The sequence below is a fragment of the Streptomyces sp. NPDC002795 genome, from assembly GCF_042888725.1.
Lineage (GTDB): Bacteria > Actinomycetota > Actinomycetes > Streptomycetales > Streptomycetaceae > Streptomyces.
The window spans coordinates 662416-678760 of record NZ_JBIAQB010000002.1 but is presented as its reverse complement, the minus strand read 5'-3'; the positions used below and the strand labels follow the sequence as shown (position 1 = coordinate 678760).

17 protein-coding genes are annotated in these 16345 nt (G+C 70.8%); 13 read left to right on the top strand and 4 right to left on the bottom strand.

Translation table 11 applies throughout. From position 1 onward, the window contains the following. Window positions 1-6: 6 nt before the first annotated feature. Genes ACFYWS_RS07725 through ACFYWS_RS07710 form a run of 4 tightly spaced genes read left to right on the top strand, consistent with a single transcriptional unit; the run spans window position 7 to window position 3630 of the window. Window positions 7-975: an ABC transporter permease gene (locus ACFYWS_RS07725; RefSeq protein ID WP_389271769.1), complete on the top strand. Its 969-nt coding sequence runs from the start codon at window positions 7-9 to the stop codon at window positions 973-975. After that, window positions 972-1814 (top strand): ABC transporter permease, encoded by an 843-nt coding sequence (locus tag ACFYWS_RS07720; protein ID WP_389270852.1) that lies wholly within the window; start codon window positions 972-974, stop codon window positions 1812-1814. The genes ACFYWS_RS07725 and ACFYWS_RS07720 overlap by 4 nt, the downstream gene beginning before the upstream one ends. A 5-nt stretch (window positions 1815-1819) precedes the next feature. Then, window positions 1820-2818 (top strand): ABC transporter ATP-binding protein, encoded by a 999-nt coding sequence (locus ACFYWS_RS07715; protein ID WP_389271766.1) that lies wholly within the window; start codon window positions 1820-1822, stop codon window positions 2816-2818. Next, the gene (locus ACFYWS_RS07710) at window positions 2815-3630 is read left to right on the top strand and encodes an ABC transporter ATP-binding protein (RefSeq protein WP_389270849.1); all 816 of its coding nucleotides are present in this window, start codon (window positions 2815-2817) and stop codon (window positions 3628-3630) included. Before ACFYWS_RS07715 ends, ACFYWS_RS07710 begins: the two co-directional genes overlap by 4 nt. Window positions 3631-3741: 111 nt before the next feature. Here ACFYWS_RS07710 and ACFYWS_RS07705 read toward each other — a convergent pair whose 3' ends face one another. Further along, the gene (locus ACFYWS_RS07705; RefSeq protein ID WP_003998944.1) at window positions 3742-3945 is read right to left on the bottom strand and encodes a cold-shock protein; all 204 of its coding nucleotides are present in this window, start codon (window positions 3943-3945) and stop codon (window positions 3742-3744) included. Window positions 3946-4258: 313 nt separating this feature from the next. Here ACFYWS_RS07705 and ACFYWS_RS07700 point away from each other — a divergent pair, with 313 nt between their 5' ends. The 6 genes from ACFYWS_RS07700 to ACFYWS_RS07675 all read left to right on the top strand — a co-directional run bounded on the left by ACFYWS_RS07700 (window position 4259) and on the right by ACFYWS_RS07675 (window position 11360). Continuing rightward, entirely contained in the window at window positions 4259-5110 is an 852-nt protein-coding gene (locus tag ACFYWS_RS07700) for a menaquinone biosynthetic enzyme MqnA/MqnD family protein (protein WP_389271763.1), read from the top strand. Between the two features lie 257 nt (window positions 5111-5367). After that, entirely contained in the window at window positions 5368-7005 is a 1638-nt protein-coding gene (locus ACFYWS_RS07695; protein ID WP_389270846.1) for a serine/threonine-protein kinase, read from the top strand. 9 nt (window positions 7006-7014) lie between these two features. Continuing rightward, the gene (locus ACFYWS_RS07690; protein WP_389270843.1) at window positions 7015-7728 is read left to right on the top strand and encodes a prepilin peptidase; all 714 of its coding nucleotides are present in this window, start codon (window positions 7015-7017) and stop codon (window positions 7726-7728) included. A 78-nt stretch (window positions 7729-7806) separates the two neighbouring features. Continuing rightward, window positions 7807-9006 (top strand): cyclic dehypoxanthinyl futalosine synthase, encoded by a 1200-nt coding sequence (gene mqnC, locus ACFYWS_RS07685; protein WP_389270840.1) that lies wholly within the window; start codon window positions 7807-7809, stop codon window positions 9004-9006. Window positions 9007-9013: 7 nt separating this feature from the next. After that, window positions 9014-9610: a hypothetical protein gene (locus ACFYWS_RS07680; RefSeq protein WP_389270837.1), complete on the top strand. Its 597-nt coding sequence runs from the start codon at window positions 9014-9016 to the stop codon at window positions 9608-9610. Window positions 9611-10664: 1054 nt separating this feature from the next. Beyond that, window positions 10665-11360, top strand: coding sequence for a demethylmenaquinone methyltransferase (locus tag ACFYWS_RS07675; RefSeq protein ID WP_389270834.1), 696 nt, complete (start codon window positions 10665-10667; stop codon window positions 11358-11360). Window positions 11361-11381: 21 nt separating this feature from the next. Here ACFYWS_RS07675 and ACFYWS_RS07670 read toward each other — a convergent pair whose 3' ends face one another. After that, a complete protein-coding gene (locus ACFYWS_RS07670) occupies window positions 11382-11741 on the bottom strand; it encodes a PASTA domain-containing protein (protein ID WP_389271759.1) in 360 nt (119 codons plus the stop codon). A gap of 106 nt (window positions 11742-11847) precedes the next feature. Next, a complete protein-coding gene (locus tag ACFYWS_RS07665) occupies window positions 11848-12351 on the bottom strand; it encodes a GNAT family N-acetyltransferase (protein ID WP_389270831.1) in 504 nt (167 codons plus the stop codon). 188 nt (window positions 12352-12539) lie between these two features. On the opposite strand from ACFYWS_RS07665, the gene ACFYWS_RS07660 reads away from it, so the two are divergent. After that, window positions 12540-13832 carry a geranylgeranyl reductase family protein gene (locus ACFYWS_RS07660; protein ID WP_389270828.1) on the top strand — a complete coding sequence of 431 codons (1293 nt, stop codon included), beginning with the start codon at window positions 12540-12542 and terminating at the stop codon, window positions 13830-13832. A gap of 37 nt (window positions 13833-13869) precedes the next feature. Then, window positions 13870-14196 (top strand): putative quinol monooxygenase, encoded by a 327-nt coding sequence (locus ACFYWS_RS07655; protein WP_389270825.1) that lies wholly within the window; start codon window positions 13870-13872, stop codon window positions 14194-14196. A gap of 242 nt (window positions 14197-14438) precedes the next feature. Here the strand turns inward: ACFYWS_RS07655 and ACFYWS_RS07650 are convergent, their stop codons facing one another. After that, window positions 14439-15269 (bottom strand): C40 family peptidase, encoded by an 831-nt coding sequence (locus tag ACFYWS_RS07650; RefSeq protein WP_389270822.1) that lies wholly within the window; start codon window positions 15267-15269, stop codon window positions 14439-14441. Between the two features lie 709 nt (window positions 15270-15978). On the opposite strand from ACFYWS_RS07650, the gene ACFYWS_RS07645 reads away from it, so the two are divergent. After that, complete coding sequence (locus ACFYWS_RS07645; RefSeq protein ID WP_007383963.1) at window positions 15979-16338, top strand: NADH-quinone oxidoreductase subunit A; 360 nt, start codon at window positions 15979-15981, stop codon at window positions 16336-16338. The last annotated feature ends 7 nt before the right edge of the window (window positions 16339-16345 follow it).

Here is a 16345-nt window from a genome sequence, read left to right as displayed (position 1 = left end):
GCAGCTTTGAAGGCAATCCCCCTGCGCGCGCTGACCCACCTCTCGCGCCGCCTCGCCGGTCTGGTCGCGACCCTCGTCGCCGCCTCGTTCGTCATCTTCGCCGCCGTCTACGCGGCCCCCGGCGACCCCGCGGTCTTCCTCGCGGGCGGCCGCGACAAGCTGACCCCCGAACGGCTCGCCCAGGTCCGCGCCCAGTACCACCTCGACGAACCGCTCGTCGTCCAGTACGGCCGCTGGCTGTGGGACACCGTCCACCTCGACCTCGGCCGCTCCTTCAAATACGGCGACCAGGTCGCGGACCTCATCTCCTCCCGCCTCGCCACCACCCTCGAACTCGTCGCGTACGCCACGGTGTTGTACGTGATCCTCGGAGTCGGCGCCGGGATCCTCGCGGCGGTGCGGCGCTCCACATGGGTCGACTCGGCGGTGGTCGGCGGCACGACGCTCGCCGCGTCCGTCCCCTCGTTCGTGGCCGCGATCGCGCTGGTCTCGCTGTTCGGCGTGCAGCTCGGCTGGTTCCCGGTCACCGGGGCGGGCGACGGTTTCGCCGGCACCCTGCACCATCTGACGCTGCCGGCGGTCTCCCTCGCCCTCGGCGCGCTCGCCATCGTCAGCCGCGTCACCCGGCAGGCCATGGCGGACGCCTCCGCGTCCGACCACGTCGAGGCGGCCCGCGCCTCCGGCGTCCCGGAACGCGAGATCGTCCGCAGGCACGTCCTGCGCAACGCGCTGGGCCCCATCGTCACCATGTGCGGCCTCGTCATGGCGGGCATGCTCGCCGGCACGGTCGTCGTCGAGACGGCGTTCGGCATCAGCGGCATCGGCTCCCTGCTCGTCAACGCGATCAACACCCACGACTTCCCGGTCGCCCAGGCCGTCCTTCTCCTGATGGTCACGGGATACGTGGTCGTGACGACGCTCGTCGACCTGGTCCACCCCCTCCTCGACCCGAGAGTGAAGGAGGCCCACGCATGACGGCGGCCCTCAGCCTGACCCCGGTCACGACCACGCGGCGCCCGCTGGGCGTCACCCTCGCCGGAGCGGTGCTCGCACTCGTCGTCCTCGCGGCGCTCGCCGCGCCCCTGCTCGCGCCCTACGCGCCCGACGCCATCGACCTCTCCGCCTCCCTCGTCGGCACCGGCTCCGACCACCTCCTCGGCACCGACTCCTCCGGCCAGGACCTGCTGTCCCGGGTGCTCTATGGCGCCCGGTCCAGCCTCGTCGCACCGGTCGCGCTGCTCGCCGTGGCCGCGGTGCTCGGCGTCACGCTCGGGGTGCTCGCCGCCTGGCGGGGCGGCTGGGTGGACACACTCGTCTCCCGCCTCACCGACGTGATGTACGCCTTCCCAGGACTGCTCTTCACGGTTCTGATCATCGCCGTGTTCGGCGCCGGAATGACGACGGCGATCCTCGCCCTCGGCCTCGCCTTCACCCCGACCATCGCCAAGTACACCCGCTCCCTCGCCCTGTCCGAGGCCCGCAAGCCGTACGTCGACGCGTACCGGGTCCAGGGCATGGGCGGCGCCCGGATCTGCGCGCTGCACCTGGTCCCGAACCTCGGCCGGTCGATCCTCGGCTACCTGGTCGTCCTCTTCGGCGAGGCCCTCATGTCCCTCGCGACCCTCTCCTACCTGGGCTTCGGCGCCCAACCCCCGTCCTCCGACTGGGGCCTGATGGTCCAGGAGGGCCAGGCCGCGATCGTCCAGGGCGCGCTCCTGCCCGCCCTCGTCCCCGGCACGGCCATCGCCCTGGTCGTCGTGTCCTTCAACGTCGTCGGGGTGTGGGCCGCCGACCGCCTCGGAAAGCAGGACTGATGACGATGCTGCTCTCGATCGAGGACCTCACGGTCACGGTCCCCGGCGCCGCCCGCCCCCTCCTCGAATCGGTCTCCCTGAACGTCGCCGAGGGCGAAGTCGTCGGCCTGGTGGGGGAGTCGGGCTCGGGCAAGTCGACGACGGCGAAGGCGGCGCTCGGCCTGCTGCCGGAGGGTTCGACGACCACGGGAACGGTCCGGGTCGACGGCACGGACGTCCTGGCCCTGCGCGGCGAACAGTTGCGGCAGCACAGGTCGGCCACCGTCGCGATGATCCACCAGGACCCGCGCGCCGCCCTCAACCCGGTCCGCCGCATCGGCGACTTCCTGACCGAACGCGGCGCGACGAAGGACGAGGCGCTCGATCTGCTCGCCGCGGTCGGCCTGCCCGACCCCGCCAGGCACCTTCGCCAGCGCCCGCACGAACTCTCCGGCGGAATGCTCCAACGCGTCGTCATCGCGGGCGCTTTGGCGGCCCGCCCCCGTCTCCTCCTCGCCGACGAGGCGACCAGCGCGCTCGACGTGACGACCCAGGCGGAGATCCTCACGCAGCTCCGCGAGGCCCGCGAATCCCGGGGCGCGGGACTCCTCTTCATCACGCACGACCTGCACCTCGCGGCGGCCTACTGCGACCGGGTCCACGTCATGTACGCGGGCCGCGTGGTCGAACACCGCACGGCGAACGCCCTGTTCACCACCCCGGCCCACCCCTACACCCGCGGCCTCCTCGCCTGCTCCCCCACACTGGGCGAGTCCCGTCCCCTCGCCCCCATCCCGGGCAAACCACCGTCCTTGTCGGACACGTTCGAGGGCTGCCCGTTCGTGGCCAGGTGCGGGGACGCGGAGGCCGACTGCCACACCTGGCAACCAAAGGCATACGCATCAGAGGGCGCAACGGTGGAGTGCCGCCGAGTCGCCTTGGGCAATCTGCCGCCTTGGGCGGCAGGGTGGGCAAGGCGGCCCCCGGTGCCGCGCAACGAGACCGAGGGGGTCAGCCACAAGTGACCACGCAACCACCACTCCTGGAAGCCACGGACCTCCGCAAGACCTACCCGCTCCCCGGCGGCGGCAGCCACACCGCCGCGGACGCCATCACCTTCACCCTCACCCCCGGCGGAGCCCTCGGCATCGTCGGAGAATCCGGCTCCGGCAAGACCACCGTCGCCCGCATGCTCGTCGGCCTCGTCCGCCCCGACCACGGCACGATCAACGTCGACGGCACCCCGAGACCCGCGAAACCCCCGCGCGGCAAGGCCCCCCGCCTGGCCAGGGCCCGCCAGATCCAAATGGTGTTCCAGGACCCGTACGTCTCCCTGGACCCCCGCCTCACCGCCGAGCAGTGCCTGCGCTCGGCCCTGCGGCTGCACGGCCGCGACGAATCCACCGCGTCCGCCCTCCTCGACCAGGTGGGCCTCGGCGCACGGGAGGCCACGGCCCGCCCCCGCCATCTCTCGGGCGGACAGCGCCAACGCCTGGCCATCGCCCGCGCCTTGGCCGTCGACCCCCGCGTCCTGGTCCTCGACGAGGCGGTCGCCGCGCTCGACGTCTCCATCCAGGCGCAGATCCTGCGGCTCCTCGACGAGATCCGCCGGGACACCGGAGTGGCCCTGGTCTTCGTCAGCCACGACCTGGCGGTCGTCCAGCACGTCACGGACGAGGTCCTGGTGATGCGGCGGGGCAAGGTGGTCGAACGGGGGCCCACGCGCCGCGTCCTGAGCGAGCCCACCGACCCGTACACACGGCTGCTGCTCGCCTCGGTGCCGGGCCGGGGCTGGGATCCGGCGGACGCGGTCGCGGCCCGCGCCGCACTCACGTAGAACGCACGGAGAAAGGCAGGAGCCCCGCTGCCATAAGGCGCGGGGCTCCTTGGGTACTGCGCTAGGTTCCGGATCAGAACACGGCAACTACCACCGTGTGATCGCGAACGATCAGACGGGGGTGACGTTCTCCGCCTGCGGGCCCTTCGGACCCTGCGTGACGTCGAAGCTCACGGCCTGGTTCTCCTCGAGGGAGCGGAAGCCGCTTGCGTTGATCGCGGAGTAGTGGACGAACACGTCCGGGCCGCCGCCTTCCTGGGCAATGAAGCCAAAGCCCTTTTCAGCGTTGAACCACTTCACGGTTCCGGTAGCCATAAGCCCTCCTATGGGCCATAGGGTCGCCCTGCTCCAGAACCTGCAAATGCACTTGCGAACAACTGCAAAAGTCTGAAAACGACGAGAGCCCGCGGTCACATGCTCCGCAGGCTCTGTACTGCAAGGGAAACCAAACTGCAACTTGCGGCGAGCCTAGCACGCAGGCAGCCGAAAGCAATAGAGGGCAAGATCACGTCACTCGCAGGTTTGACGGGGTCTCTGTGGGGGGTTGACCGGAGGGCGTACCGGACCCGGATCCTGCACCGTACCGCATGGGGTTTAGTGTCGCGATGTGGACAATTCTCCCGAGACCCTGAAGGCCGCGCGGCGCACTCGTCCGCGAGTGGGCCACATCCAGTTCCTGAACTGCATGCCTCTGTACTGGGGACTTGCCAGGACGGGCTCGCTCCTGGACTTCGAGCTGACGAAGGACACGCCGGAGAAGCTGAGCGAGCAGCTGGTGAACGGTGACCTCGACATCGGTCCCATCACCCTCGTCGAGTTCCTCAAGGCGGCCGACGACCTCGTCGCGTTCCCGAATCTCGCCGTGGGCTGCGACGGCCCGGTGATGTCCTGCGTGATCGTCTCGCAGGTCCCCCTCGACCAGCTCGACGGCCGGCGCGTGGCCCTCGGGTCCACCTCCCGCACGTCGGTCAGGCTGGCGCAGCTGCTGCTGGCCGAGCGCTTCGGCGTACAGCCCGACTACTACACGTGCCCGCCCGACCTGGGCCTGATGATGCAGGACGCGGAAGCGGCCGTGCTCATCGGGGACGCGGCGCTGCGGGCCAATCTGCACGACGCCCCGCGGCTCGGTCTTGAGGTGCACGACCTGGGTGCGCTGTGGAAGGAGTGGACGGGGCTGCCGTTCGTCTTCGCGGTGTGGGCGGCGCGCAAGGAGTACGTGGAGCGTGAACCGCAGATCACCCAGAAGGTGCACGAGGCGTTCCTGGCCTCGCGCGACCTCTCCCTGGAGGAGGTCACCAAGGTCGCCGAGCAGGCGGCGCGCTGGGAGGTCTTCGACGAGAAGATCCTGGAGGAGTACTTCACGACGCTCGACTTCCGCTTCGGGCCCGCGCAGCTGGAAGGCGTCACGGAGTTCGCGCGGCGGGTCGGCCCCACGACGGGATTTCCCGCTGATGTACGGGTCGAGCTGCTGATGTCGTGAATTCCCCCTTAGTGCGCTCGTGGGCCGGTGTACTTCGGCGTACTTCGGTGTTCTCCGACGCGGGATTCCCGGAACCTTGTAAGGGAATTCCGCGTCGGTGGGTGAATTCGGCATGAATTCACAGTGATCCACCCTGTGCTCCCGATGTGTTCCGGATGCGTTCCACATGTGTTCCGGAGCGTTCGAGAGGTGTGTGCGCGGACGACGCGCGGGGCTACGCTGCCGGTGCGTGTGTGCACACGGGGGAGGTCCGCATCATGCAGCCGCTTCAGACCGGCGAACCCACGACGGTGGGGCCCTACCGCTTGCTCGGCAGGATCGGTTCGGGCGGCATGGGCCGGGTGTATCTGGGCCGCAGCGCCGGAGGGCGCACCGTCGCCGTCAAGATCGTGCACCCGCACTTCGCGCTCGACGAGGAATTCCGGGCGCGCTTCAAGCGTGAGGTGCAGGCGGCCCGCCGGGTCGGCGGGGCCTGGACGGCGCCGGTGCTCGACGCCGACCCGGACGCCGAGGTGCCGTGGGTGGCGACGGGTTACGTCGCGGGCCCCTCGCTCACCCAGGCCGCGGGCGACGGCGCGGGCCTGCCCCAGCATTCCGTACGGGTCCTGGGGGCCGGCCTCGCCGAAGCGCTCGCGGCGGTGCACGGCCTGGGGCTCGTACACCGCGACGTGAAGCCGTCGAACGTGCTGCTGACCCTGGACGGGCCGCGGCTCATCGACTTCGGCATCGCCCGCGCCACCGACGGCACGGCCTCGCTCACCTCCACCGGCGTCTCCATCGGCTCACCCGGCTATATGTCGCCCGAGCAGATCCTCGGAAAGGGCGTCACGAGCGCCGCGGACGTCTTCTCGCTCGGCGCGGTGCTCGTGTACGCGGCGGTGGGGTCGTCCCCCTTTCCCGGTGACTCGTCGGCCGCGCTGCTCTACAAGGTCGTCCACGAGGAGCCCGAACTGGGCTCGCTGACCGGGGAATTGCGCGAGGTCGCCGCGGCCTGCCTCTCGAAGGACCCGGCCGCGCGCCCCACTCCGGAGGAGGTCGCCCGGCGCCTCGCACCGGAGGGCGCGGCACGTCTCGTACAGGCGGGGTGGCTGCCGGGCCCGATGGTGGAGGAGGTCTCGCGCGGCGCGGTGCGGCTCCTGGACCTGGAGGGCGCGCCCGGCGATGTCCCGCACTCGGGGCCCATGGACTTCAGCAGCCCTGCCGTCTCCGGGAGTTCGCTGCCCGCGGGCGTCTTCGGGCCGCCGGATCCCGCGTACGCGCGCGTGCCCACGCCGCGTACGGAGGGGCCGCCCACCGAGGGGACCCCGCAGGACGCCGCACCGGGGCGCCTGTCGGTGTCCGTGACGGCGAGCTCGACCCCCGACAAGCCGAACGGGCGGGGCCGCCGGGTCAGTTGCACGCTGGCGCTCGCCGTGGCGGGTTCGCTGGCGGCGGTGACCGTCGGCGGGGTGGTCCTGCTCAACGTGCTGCAGGGCGACGGCGGCGGCGACCAGGGCAGCGCCAGCGATGCCGGGCCCACATCGTCCGCCGCGTCCAGGGCGCCGGGCGTGCCGAAGTTCTACATCGGGTCGTGGGACGGGCCCGCGAAGCAGGCGGGGATCTCCTTCGGCACGTTCCGCGTCGACCTGAAGCAGGCCCGGGTCGGCAAGCAGGTCGGCAAGGTGACGTCGACGGACCCGCTGGGCATCCAGTGCGTCGACGTACTGACCCTGAAGTCCGCGGACGGCAGGGCGCTGGTCACCACGGGCAAGGCGGCGCCCGGCAACCCGGGCACCTGCGCGACAGGACCGCACACCGTGCGCCTCACCCGGAACGACGCGTCCCTCGCATACACCTCGCAGTACCCGGCCGCCGGCAATCCCACGGCGGACCTCGACCGGGTCAAGAGCGGCTGAGGGGGCGTGATGCAGGGGGCCCCGCTGATCGCCACCGAGGCCGGAACGCCGGGCGTGCTGGTCGCGCTCGCCGCCCTGTGGGGCGCGGCCTGCGGGCTGCTCCTGCCGCGGCCCGCATACCGGCTGTCCGTCGAACCGGGGGAGTCGTGGCGCCCGGCCCGCGGCTGGCTGGGCGTCCGGCCGGGGCCGGGGCCCGTCGGGCTCGCCGCCGTCACCGCGGTCGTCTGCGCGCTGCTCGCCACCACCACCGACACCCGGCCCGAGCTCGGTGCGTGGCTTCTGCTCGCGCCGCTCGGCGTGCTCCTGGCCACCGTCGACTTCGCGGTGAAGCGGCTGCCGGACGTGCTCACGCTGCCGCTCGCCGGGATCGCCGTGCTCGCGCTCGGCGGGGCGGCGCTGCTGCCGGAGGCGGGCGGGGCGTGGACCGGCGCGCTGTGGGGCGCGCTCGGCCTCGGCGGCGGATATCTGCTCCTCCTGCTCATCTACCCGAAGGGGATGGGCTTCGGGGACGTGAAGCTGGCGGTGGGGCTCGGGGCGGCGCTCGGCTGGTACGGGTGGGGCGTGCTGTTCGTGGGCGCGTTCGCGGGCGTGCTCTTCAACGGTCTGTACGCCCTCGTGCTCGTCGTCACGCGGCGGGCGGGACGGGGCAGCGAGATCCCCTTCGGCCCCTTCATGATTCTGGGCGCGCTCGCGGGGGTTCTGCTGGGCGGCCTGGGGGCCTGACGTACGCTGAGATTTCAGCTCAGACTCGTCGAGGTTCCAGCTCGGACTCGGCGGAATCCTCCGAAAGGGGCTCGCCCGGTGACCGAGAAGGCCGCGCTTCAGTCCGTCCTCGACCGCGCCGCCGACGGTGGGCGGATCACCCCCGAAGAGGCCGTCGCCCTCTACCGCGACGCCCCGCTGCACGCGCTCGGCGCCGCCGCCGACGCGATCCGCCGCCGTAAGTACGCGGGCATCGAGCACATCGCGACGTACATCATCGAGCGGAACATCAACTACACGAACGTGTGCGTCACGGCGTGCAAGTTCTGCGCCTTCTACGCGGCCCCCAAGGACACCAAGAAGGGCTGGAGCCGCGACCTCGACGACATCCTGCGTCGCTGCGCCGAGACCATCGAGCTGGGCGGCACGCAGATCATGTTCCAGGGCGGGCACCACCCGGACTACGGCGTCGAGTACTACGAGGAGCACTTCGGCGCCATCAAGAAGGAGTACCCGCAGCTCGTCATCCACAGCCTGGGGGCGTCGGAGGTCGAGCACATGGCGCGGATCTCCAAGGTGTCGGTCGAAGAGGCGATCCAGCGGATCCACGCCGCGGGGCTCGACTCCTTCGCGGGCGCCGGCGCGGAGCTGCTGCCCGCGCGGCCGCGCAAGGCGATCGCCCCGCTGAAGGAGTCCGGCGAGCGCTGGCTGGAGATCATGGAGACGGCGCACCGGCTGGGCGTCGAGTCCACGTCCACGATGCTGATGGGCACGGGCGAGACCAACGCCGAGCGCATCGAGCACCTGCGCATGATCCGTGACACGCAGGACAAGACGGGCGGCTTCCGCGCCTTCATCCCGTACACGTACCAGCCGGAGAACAACCACTTGAAGGGCCGCACGCAGGCGACGCTCTTCGAGTACCTGCGGATGATCGCGATCGCCCGGATCTTCCTGGACAACGTCCAGCACATCCAGGGTTCGTGGCTGACCACCGGCAAGGAGGTCGGCCAGCTGTCGCTGCACTACGGTGCCGACGACCTCGGCTCGATCATGCTGGAGGAGAACGTCGTCTCGTCGGCCGGTGCCAAGCACCGCTCCAACCGCATGGAGATCATCGAGCTGATCCGCAAGGCCGGCCGCGTCCCCGCGCAGCGCGCCACGACCTACGAGCACCTGGTCGTGCACGACGACCCGGCGAACGACCCGGTCGACGACCGCGTCTCCTCGCACATCTCGTCGACGGCGATCGACGGCGGGACGGCTCACCCGGAGCTGAAGCTCGTCTCCACCAACTGAGCGCGTCTTGACGACACTTCACGTCACCGAGGCCGACGGGGCGGGCGTCCTCGTCGAGGGCGAGACCGTCAAGGCGCTCGGCTCGTACGAGGAGCTGGCCGCCGCGCACCCGCAGGCGCGGGTGCGACGCTGGCCCGGCATCCTCACGCCGGGCCTCCTCAATCCGTACGGTCCCGAGATCCTTGAGCACACGTACCACCCGGATCCGCGTGAGGCGGACACGTACGGGACGGTGCCGATCGGCGGGGAGCGGGCGCGGGAGATCTTCCGCGCGGATCCGTCCCGGCTGGGGGCGAGTGCACGGCGGGGCGTGCAGCGGCTGTTCGCGCACGGGACGGTGGCTCTGGCGGGCGAGTTGCGCGCCAAGCCGGTCCTTGAGGTGGCACAGCGGTCCGGGCTCGTCTTCGGCGGACGGCCCGACCGGCTGCCGGGGCCGGTGTCCCTGTCGCCGAAGCCGATGGTGCTGTTGCCGGGGCTGACGGTGGGCGGGCCGGCCCGCTTCGCGGTGTTCGACGTCGCGGACCGCGCGGACCTGGTCGCCAAGGGGGCGTCCACGTGTGTGGCGACGGTGGTCGGTGGGCGTCTGGTGTACCGGGGGCGGTGACCGGGCCGCGGGGCTTGTTCCGCGGCACCGGCGTCACGGCCACGTGGCTTCATTCGCCGCACCGGCGTTGCGCCGCTGCTCAATCGCCGCAGGGGCTTGAAATGGCGGCACCGGCGTTACGGGCGCGTGGCTTCATTCGCCGCACCGGCGTTGCGCCCGCGGGGCTCTGCCCCGGACCCCGCTGCTCAATCGCCGCAGGGGCTTGATGTGCCTACCCGTCCGCCGCAGGGCATTGATGCCCGCCCGCCCACAGGGGCTTGAGGTGCCCGCCCACAGGGGCTTGAGGTGCCCACCCGCCTGCCGCAGGGGCCCGGAATGCCCCGCCTGCCTGCCCAGACGATGGCCTTGCCACCGCCCAACTCCCACCCGCCCCCTCCGGGTGCGTCGGCCTCACGGGGTACCGCACCCCCCTCGGGCGAACCCCCACCCGTCACGATCCACGCCACCCCACATCGGGCAATCCGCCGCTAGCCTCGATCTCCGCCCGTCCCGGTCGCCGCCGCCTCGCCTCAGGCAGAGTCCCCCGTCGGCCCCAACTCCCCGCCCGTCCTGGTCGAAGCCGCCCTGCCTCAGGCAGTCCGCCGCCGGCCCCAACTCCCCGCCCGTCCTGGTCGAAGCCGCCCTGCCTCAGGCAGTCCGCCGCCGGCCCCAACTCCCCGCCCGTCCCGGTCGACGCCGCCCTGCCTCAGGCAGTCCGCCGCCGGCCCCAACTCCCCGCCCGTCCCGGTCGACGCCGCCCCCGCCTCAGGCAGTCCGCCGCCAGCCCCGGCCCCCGCTCATCCCGGTCGACGCCGCCCCCGCCTTGGGCAATCTGCCGCCTTGGGCGGCAGGGTGGGCAAGGCGGCACCCCGGTGCCGCGCAACCAGGACGGCAGGCGTCGACCCCGGCACGGTCCACGACCCCGGTGCCGCGCAACCAGGACGACAGGCGTCGACCCCGACACGGTCCACAACCCCGGCGCCGCGCGCACAGAACGACAGGCCCCGACCCCGGCACAGCCCACCCACCCGATGCCGTCCGACCGCACCCGGGAGCCGCCTGCCACAATGGCCGGGTGACCCGTGCATCCCTGGACAAGCAGCCCCACGAAGTCGCCTCGATGTTCGACGACGTGGCGGAGAAGTACGACCTCACCAACGACGTGCTGTCCCTGGGGCAGACCCGACTGTGGCGCAAGGAAGTCGCCAAGGCCGTCGACGCCCGCCCCGCGCAGAAGGTCCTCGACCTCGCCGCCGGCACCGCGACCTCCTCACAGCCCTTCGCACAGGCCGGCGCGTACGTCGTGCCCTGCGACTTCTCCCTCGGCATGCTGCGCGTGGGCAAGCAGCGCCACCCCTGGATGCCGTTCACGGCGGGCGACGGCACGAAACTGCCGTTCAAGGACGACACGTTCGACGCCGTGACCATCTCCTTCGGGCTGCGCAACATCCAGGAGACCGAGGCCGCGCTGAGCGAGATGCACCGCGTCACCAAGCCCGGCGGCCGCGTCGTCATCTGCGAGTTCAGCCACCCGACGTGGGCCCCCTTCCGCACCGTCTACACCGAGTACCTGATGCGCGCCCTGCCGCCGGTCGCACGCACGGTGTCCTCGAACCCGGACGCGTACGTCTACCTCGCCGAGTCGATCCGCGCCTGGCCCACGCAGCCCGAACTGGCCGCGCTGATGCAGAACGTCGGCTGGCAGCGGGTGGCCTGGCGGGATCTCACCGGCGGCATCGTCACGCTCCACCGGGGCTACAAGAAGGCGTGACAACGACGGGCGCCGACCGCGTCACGGACACGGGCTGAACGACCCGGTGCGCGTCGGCGGCTCGTCCGGTGCGCCGAGCTCCCTGCGCATGCCGCCGCCCCGCGGCCCCGGCGTCCGCGGCACGCGCACGCCCGCGCCGCCGCCACCACCGCCCTCGCCGTCACCGAGGTCGAACCAGACCGTGACGACGGCGTCCCGCGGCACCTCGACGCCGGGCAGCGGGTACTGGCGCACCACGTACTCCACCGCCACCCGCTCGAAGTCGTCCCGGTCCGCCGCCACGATCAGCACGCCGTTCTCACGGGCCGCCTGCCGCGCGTCGACCGCCATCAGGCCGACGAGCTTCGGCACGGGAACGTCCGGCGGCCCGGCATCCGGCATGGGCGCCTTGGGTGTCTTCACCACAGATGTCACCCCCAGGAGGTACCGGAAGGGTAGCCCCTGGGGTGCGCTGCCCGGAAGGTCCGGCCGGCCCTCCGAGCCGGGTTCAGAGCTCCAAACGGAAGCAGTGGCCCTGCCTCCCGGTCGGCGTCACGAACGTCTCCGCGAGCTCCATGCCCAGGCGCCGGGTCACCGCGATCGAGCGCTCGTTGCGGGCGTCGACCATCGCGACGACGCTGGGCAGGCCCGCCGCCCGTGCCTGATCCAGCGTCAGTTGCGCGGCCGCTGTCGCGTACCCCTGCCCCCAGTACGCGCGCCCGAGCCGCCAGCCGATCTCTATCTCGCCGACCGGGCCCCAGGTGCCGGGCCAGGGCTGCGCGCCCGTGAACCCGATGACGTCCCCCGCGCCGTTGGTCATCGTCCACAGGCAGAAACCGCGCTCCGCCTCGTGTCTGCGCTGCCGCGCGGTCAGCTCCTCGTACACGGAGAGCTCCGCCGACGCGCCTCCGTGGAACTCCATGACATCGGGGTGGTCGAACACCCTGTGCCAGGCGAGCGCGTCCTCATGGGTGGGGACGCGGAGATCCACGGCGGGCAGAACTCGACTCATGGGCTGGCCCTTCGGCTGGGTGATCACAGTCGCTGTTGCATTCTCCCGGGGGGCAACCCCCGGACCCCCGGCCGGACAAGCAGGCCGTCGGGGGCGAGGACCGACCAAGGATCGGCGACCTGCGGTGAATAGACTGCCCATGTCCGTGCCGGACGGCACACCGTTTTCGAGCCTGGGGAGAACCCGCCGTGACCGAGCAGCCCAAGCCCCTCTCCGAACACAGCGCGGACGTGATCGTCGTCGGGGCCGGACCCGCCGGTTCGACGACCGCCTACTACCTCGCCAAGGCCGGCCTCGACGTCCTGTTGCTGGAGAAGACGGCCTTCCCGCGCGAGAAGGTGTGCGGCGACGGCCTCACCCCGCGTGCCACGAAGCAGCTCGTCTCCATGGGCATCGACATCTCCGAGGAGGCCGGCTGGCTGCGCAACAAGGGCCTGCGCATCATCGGCGGCGGCGTCCGCCTCCAGCTCGACTGGCCCGACCTCGCCTCGTACCCGGACTACGGCCTCGTTCGCAAGCGCGACGACTTCGACGAGCAGCTCGCGCGGCAGGCCCAGAAGGGCGGCGCCCGCCTGTACGAGCGGTGCAACGTCGGCGCCCCGATCATCGACGAGCGCACGGGCAACATCACGGGCGTGCACGCGAAGCTGGGCGAAGAGAAGACCCCGGTGACCTTCCACGCCCCGCTGGTGGTCGCCGCCGACGGCAACTCCACGCGGCTGTCCCTCGCGATGGGCCTGCACCGCCGCGAGGACCGCCCCATGGGCGTCGCCGTCCGTACGTACTTCACGTCGCCCCGCCACGACGACGACTACCTGGAGTCCTGGCTGGAGCTGTGGGACCGGCGCGGCGCCGAGGACCGGCTGCTCCCCGGCTACGGCTGGATCTTCGGCATGGGCGACGGCACGTCCAATGTGGGCCTCGGCATCCTCAACTCCTCGAAGGCCTTCCGTGAGTTGGACTGGCGCGAGGTCCTCAAGGCCTGGTGCGCGTCGATGCCCGAGGACTGGGGGTACACCCCGGACAACATGACGATGCCGATCCGCGGCGCCGCCCTCCCCATGGCCTTCAACCGCCAGCCGCACTACACCAAGGGCCTGCTCCTGGTCGGCGACGCGGGCGGCCTGGTCAACCCGTTCAACGGTGAGGGCATCGCGTACGCCATGGAGTCCGGCCAGATCGCGGCCGACGTCATCGTGCAGGCCCACGCGCGTGCCACCGTCGCCCAGCGCGAACTGGCGCTCCAGCGCTACCCGAAGGTCCTCAAGGACACCTACGGCGGCTACTACACGATGGGCCGCGCCTTCGTGAAGCTCATCGGCAACCCGAAGGTCATGAAGATCGCGACGCAGCGCGGTCTGACCCACCCGATGCTGATGAAGTTCACGCTGAAGATGCTCGCGAACCTGACGGACCCGACGGGCGGCGACGCGATGGACCGGGTCATCAACGGTCTGACCAAGGTCGCGCCCAAGTCCTGACTTTGCCGGGCAGGTCGGCTCGGGGCAGGGTGGACCCATGATTTTCATCGCCGTGAAGTTCACCGCCCGCCCCGAGCACGCCGACTCGTGGCTGGAGAAGACCGCCGCGTTCACCGCGGCCACCCGCGCCGAGGAGGGCAACCTCTTCTTCGACTGGTCCCGCAGCGTCGAGGACCCGAACCAGTTCGTGCTCCTGGAGGGCTTCCGGGACGGCGACGCCGGCGCCGCGCACGTCGGTTCCGACCACTTCAAGGCGGGCCTGGACGCCATGGCGCCGCTCATCGCCGCCACCCCGGAGATCATCAACGCCGACATCCCGAACGAGGGTTGGGGCGAGATGGGCGAGCTCGCGCCGCAGGCCTGAGCCGTAGTCCGGAGTCGAAGTCCGGAGTCGAAGTCCGGACGTAGTCCGAGGCAGCGCTGTCCCGGTTTTTCCGGACAAACACCGAAGGCCGCCGCACCCCGCGAGGGGAGCGGCGGCCTTCGGTGTGCGCGCTGGGGAGTCGCCGTGAAGGCCCTGAGGGGCTTCAGGCGGCTGTGTACGGCCCGTGGGGGCCGCAGGGGTCCCTGGGGGCCCGGGAGTTCACCGGGCCCTCAGAGGGGCACTCAGAGAACGCGGACGGCGCCGGTCGGCTGGTCGTAGGAGAGCGGCTGCTCGACGACACCGGTCGAGGAGTTCTGCGCGCCGACGAACTTGCCGCCGCCCACGTAGATCGCGACGTGGTAGGCGCTGCCGGAGCCACCCCAGTAGAGGATGTCGCCGGCCTGCAGGTTGTCGAGGCCGACCTGGGTGCCCTGCGTCGACTGGTCCTGCGAGACGCGCGGCAGGTCGACACCGGCCTGCTTGTACGCGGCCTGCACCAGACCCGAGCAGTCCCAGGAGCTGGGGCCCGTGCCACCGGACACGTAGGCGTCACCGATGTGCGACTTGACGAACGACACCACGGCGGCGGCGGAGCCGCTGGCCGGGGCGGGGGCCTCGTCGGAGGAGGACGCGGTGGTCGCCTGCAGCGTGGTGCGCTCGCTGGAGCGGGAGGCGGCGGCCTTCTCGGCGGCCTCGCGCTTGGCGGCGGCCTCGGCCTCGGCCTTGGCTTCGGCCTTCTTCTTGGCCTCGGCCTTCTTCTCGGCGGCGACCTGGTCCTTCTTCGCCTGGTCCGCGGCCTTGTCGAACGCGGCGTCGCGCTCGGCCTGGACCTGGTAGTTGGCCGCGGCCTGCTGGGTGGCGTCCGCGGACTGGGCTACCTGGGTGGAGAGGTCGGTGGTGAGCGTGGGCATCTCGATGGTCTGCGCCACCGGCTCGGCGGCGTTGGCCGGGCCGGCCGCACCAGCGACTGCCAGGGTGCTGAGGACGCCACCGGTAACTCCGGCGCGCAGGGCCATCTTCGAGGCGCTGCGACGGGGCTTCCGGTGGCTGGGTATGTGAGCGGTGTGGGACATGAGACCAACCGGTATCAGGGCCTCCCCGATCCCTTCAAGAAACGTGTGGTGCGCCACAGTTGTGAAGCTGGGGGTCGAAACCCGGGCCCGACAGGCTTTATTGACGCCGTAACGGGCAAAGCGGACAGCCCTTCGCGCGGCCCTGAGCATGGGTTTTCCGCAATACGCCCGAATTGCCCGACGCTTACCACCCGTTGAGGCAGTTGGCCAAGCCCGGTTTCTGACGGTCCGCCCGATGCGTGACGCAGGTCACAAGCCGCCCCCTAGGGGGTGCGGTGCACACGTCATGAACACATCTCGCGTCCATTTCCATTCACACCCATCCCTCCAACGTGTGAACGACGTCCACTATCAGCCAACCGCGTCCAGCGCCAATTTGCTTGCTGTCTCCATGCCTTGATAGTGAACGCACCTCTCCGACCAGGGGTAACGCGTCAAGTTGTCACCACTGGTGATCACTCAGGTGCTTCGCGTGTGAAGATCACTGCTCATCCGACTTCATGATCCTTCGTCAGGTGGTGGAGATCACAAAGTAGTTGGCGCACCCCGTGTCGCAGATCACAGAGTTGCAGGCATAGGATGCGGGGCAAGTTGGGCTTGTGACCCGCTTCACATGTCGGCGATCTTCGACCGTTCGCAGGACGTGGGAAGTGGCCGCGAGCTCATGCAACCGCCAGCAGTCAGTGCCGACTGAGAGGAGCGAGGAGCGGTGAACGCTTATGCGCCCATCCTCGTACTGGGAGCCCTCGGGGCAGGCTTTGCGATCTTCTCCGTGGTCATGGCCACGCTTATCGGTCCAAAGCGGTACAACAGGGCCAAGCTAGAGGCTTATGAGTGCGGGATCGAGCCGACCCCCACGCCGGCCGGTGGCGGGCGCTTCCCCATCAAGTACTACCTGACGGCGATGCTCTTCATCGTCTTCGACATCGAGATCGTCTTTCTCTACCCCTGGGCCGTCACCTTCGACGCCCTTGGGGTGTTCGGGCTCGTAGAGATGCTGCTCTTCGTGCTCACCGTCTTCGTCGCGTACGCGTACGTATGGCGGCGCGGCGGCCTGGAATGGGACTGAGCCCCGT

Excerpts from the sequence above, each read along its gene's own strand:
- ACFYWS_RS07720 (WP_389270852.1), top strand. The coding sequence starts at position 972 with ATGACGGCGGCCCTCAGCCTGACCCCGGTCACGACCACGCGGCGCCCG.
- ACFYWS_RS07715 (WP_389271766.1), top strand. The coding sequence starts at position 1,820 with ATGCTGCTCTCGATCGAGGACCTCACGGTCACGGTCCCCGGCGCCGCC.
- ACFYWS_RS07705 (WP_003998944.1), bottom strand. The coding sequence starts at position 3,945 with ATGGCTACCGGAACCGTGAAGTGGTTCAACGCTGAAAAGGGCTTTGGC.
- ACFYWS_RS07695 (WP_389270846.1), top strand. The coding sequence starts at position 5,368 with ATGCAGCCGCTTCAGACCGGCGAACCCACGACGGTGGGGCCCTACCGC.
- ACFYWS_RS07690 (WP_389270843.1), top strand. The coding sequence starts at position 7,015 with ATGCAGGGGGCCCCGCTGATCGCCACCGAGGCCGGAACGCCGGGCGTG.
- ACFYWS_RS07670 (WP_389271759.1), bottom strand. The coding sequence starts at position 11,741 with ATGCCGGATGCCGGGCCGCCGGACGTTCCCGTGCCGAAGCTCGTCGGC.
- ACFYWS_RS07665 (WP_389270831.1), bottom strand. The coding sequence starts at position 12,351 with ATGAGTCGAGTTCTGCCCGCCGTGGATCTCCGCGTCCCCACCCATGAG.
- ACFYWS_RS07655 (WP_389270825.1), top strand. The coding sequence starts at position 13,870 with ATGATTTTCATCGCCGTGAAGTTCACCGCCCGCCCCGAGCACGCCGAC.
- ACFYWS_RS07650 (WP_389270822.1), bottom strand. The coding sequence starts at position 15,269 with ATGTCCCACACCGCTCACATACCCAGCCACCGGAAGCCCCGTCGCAGC.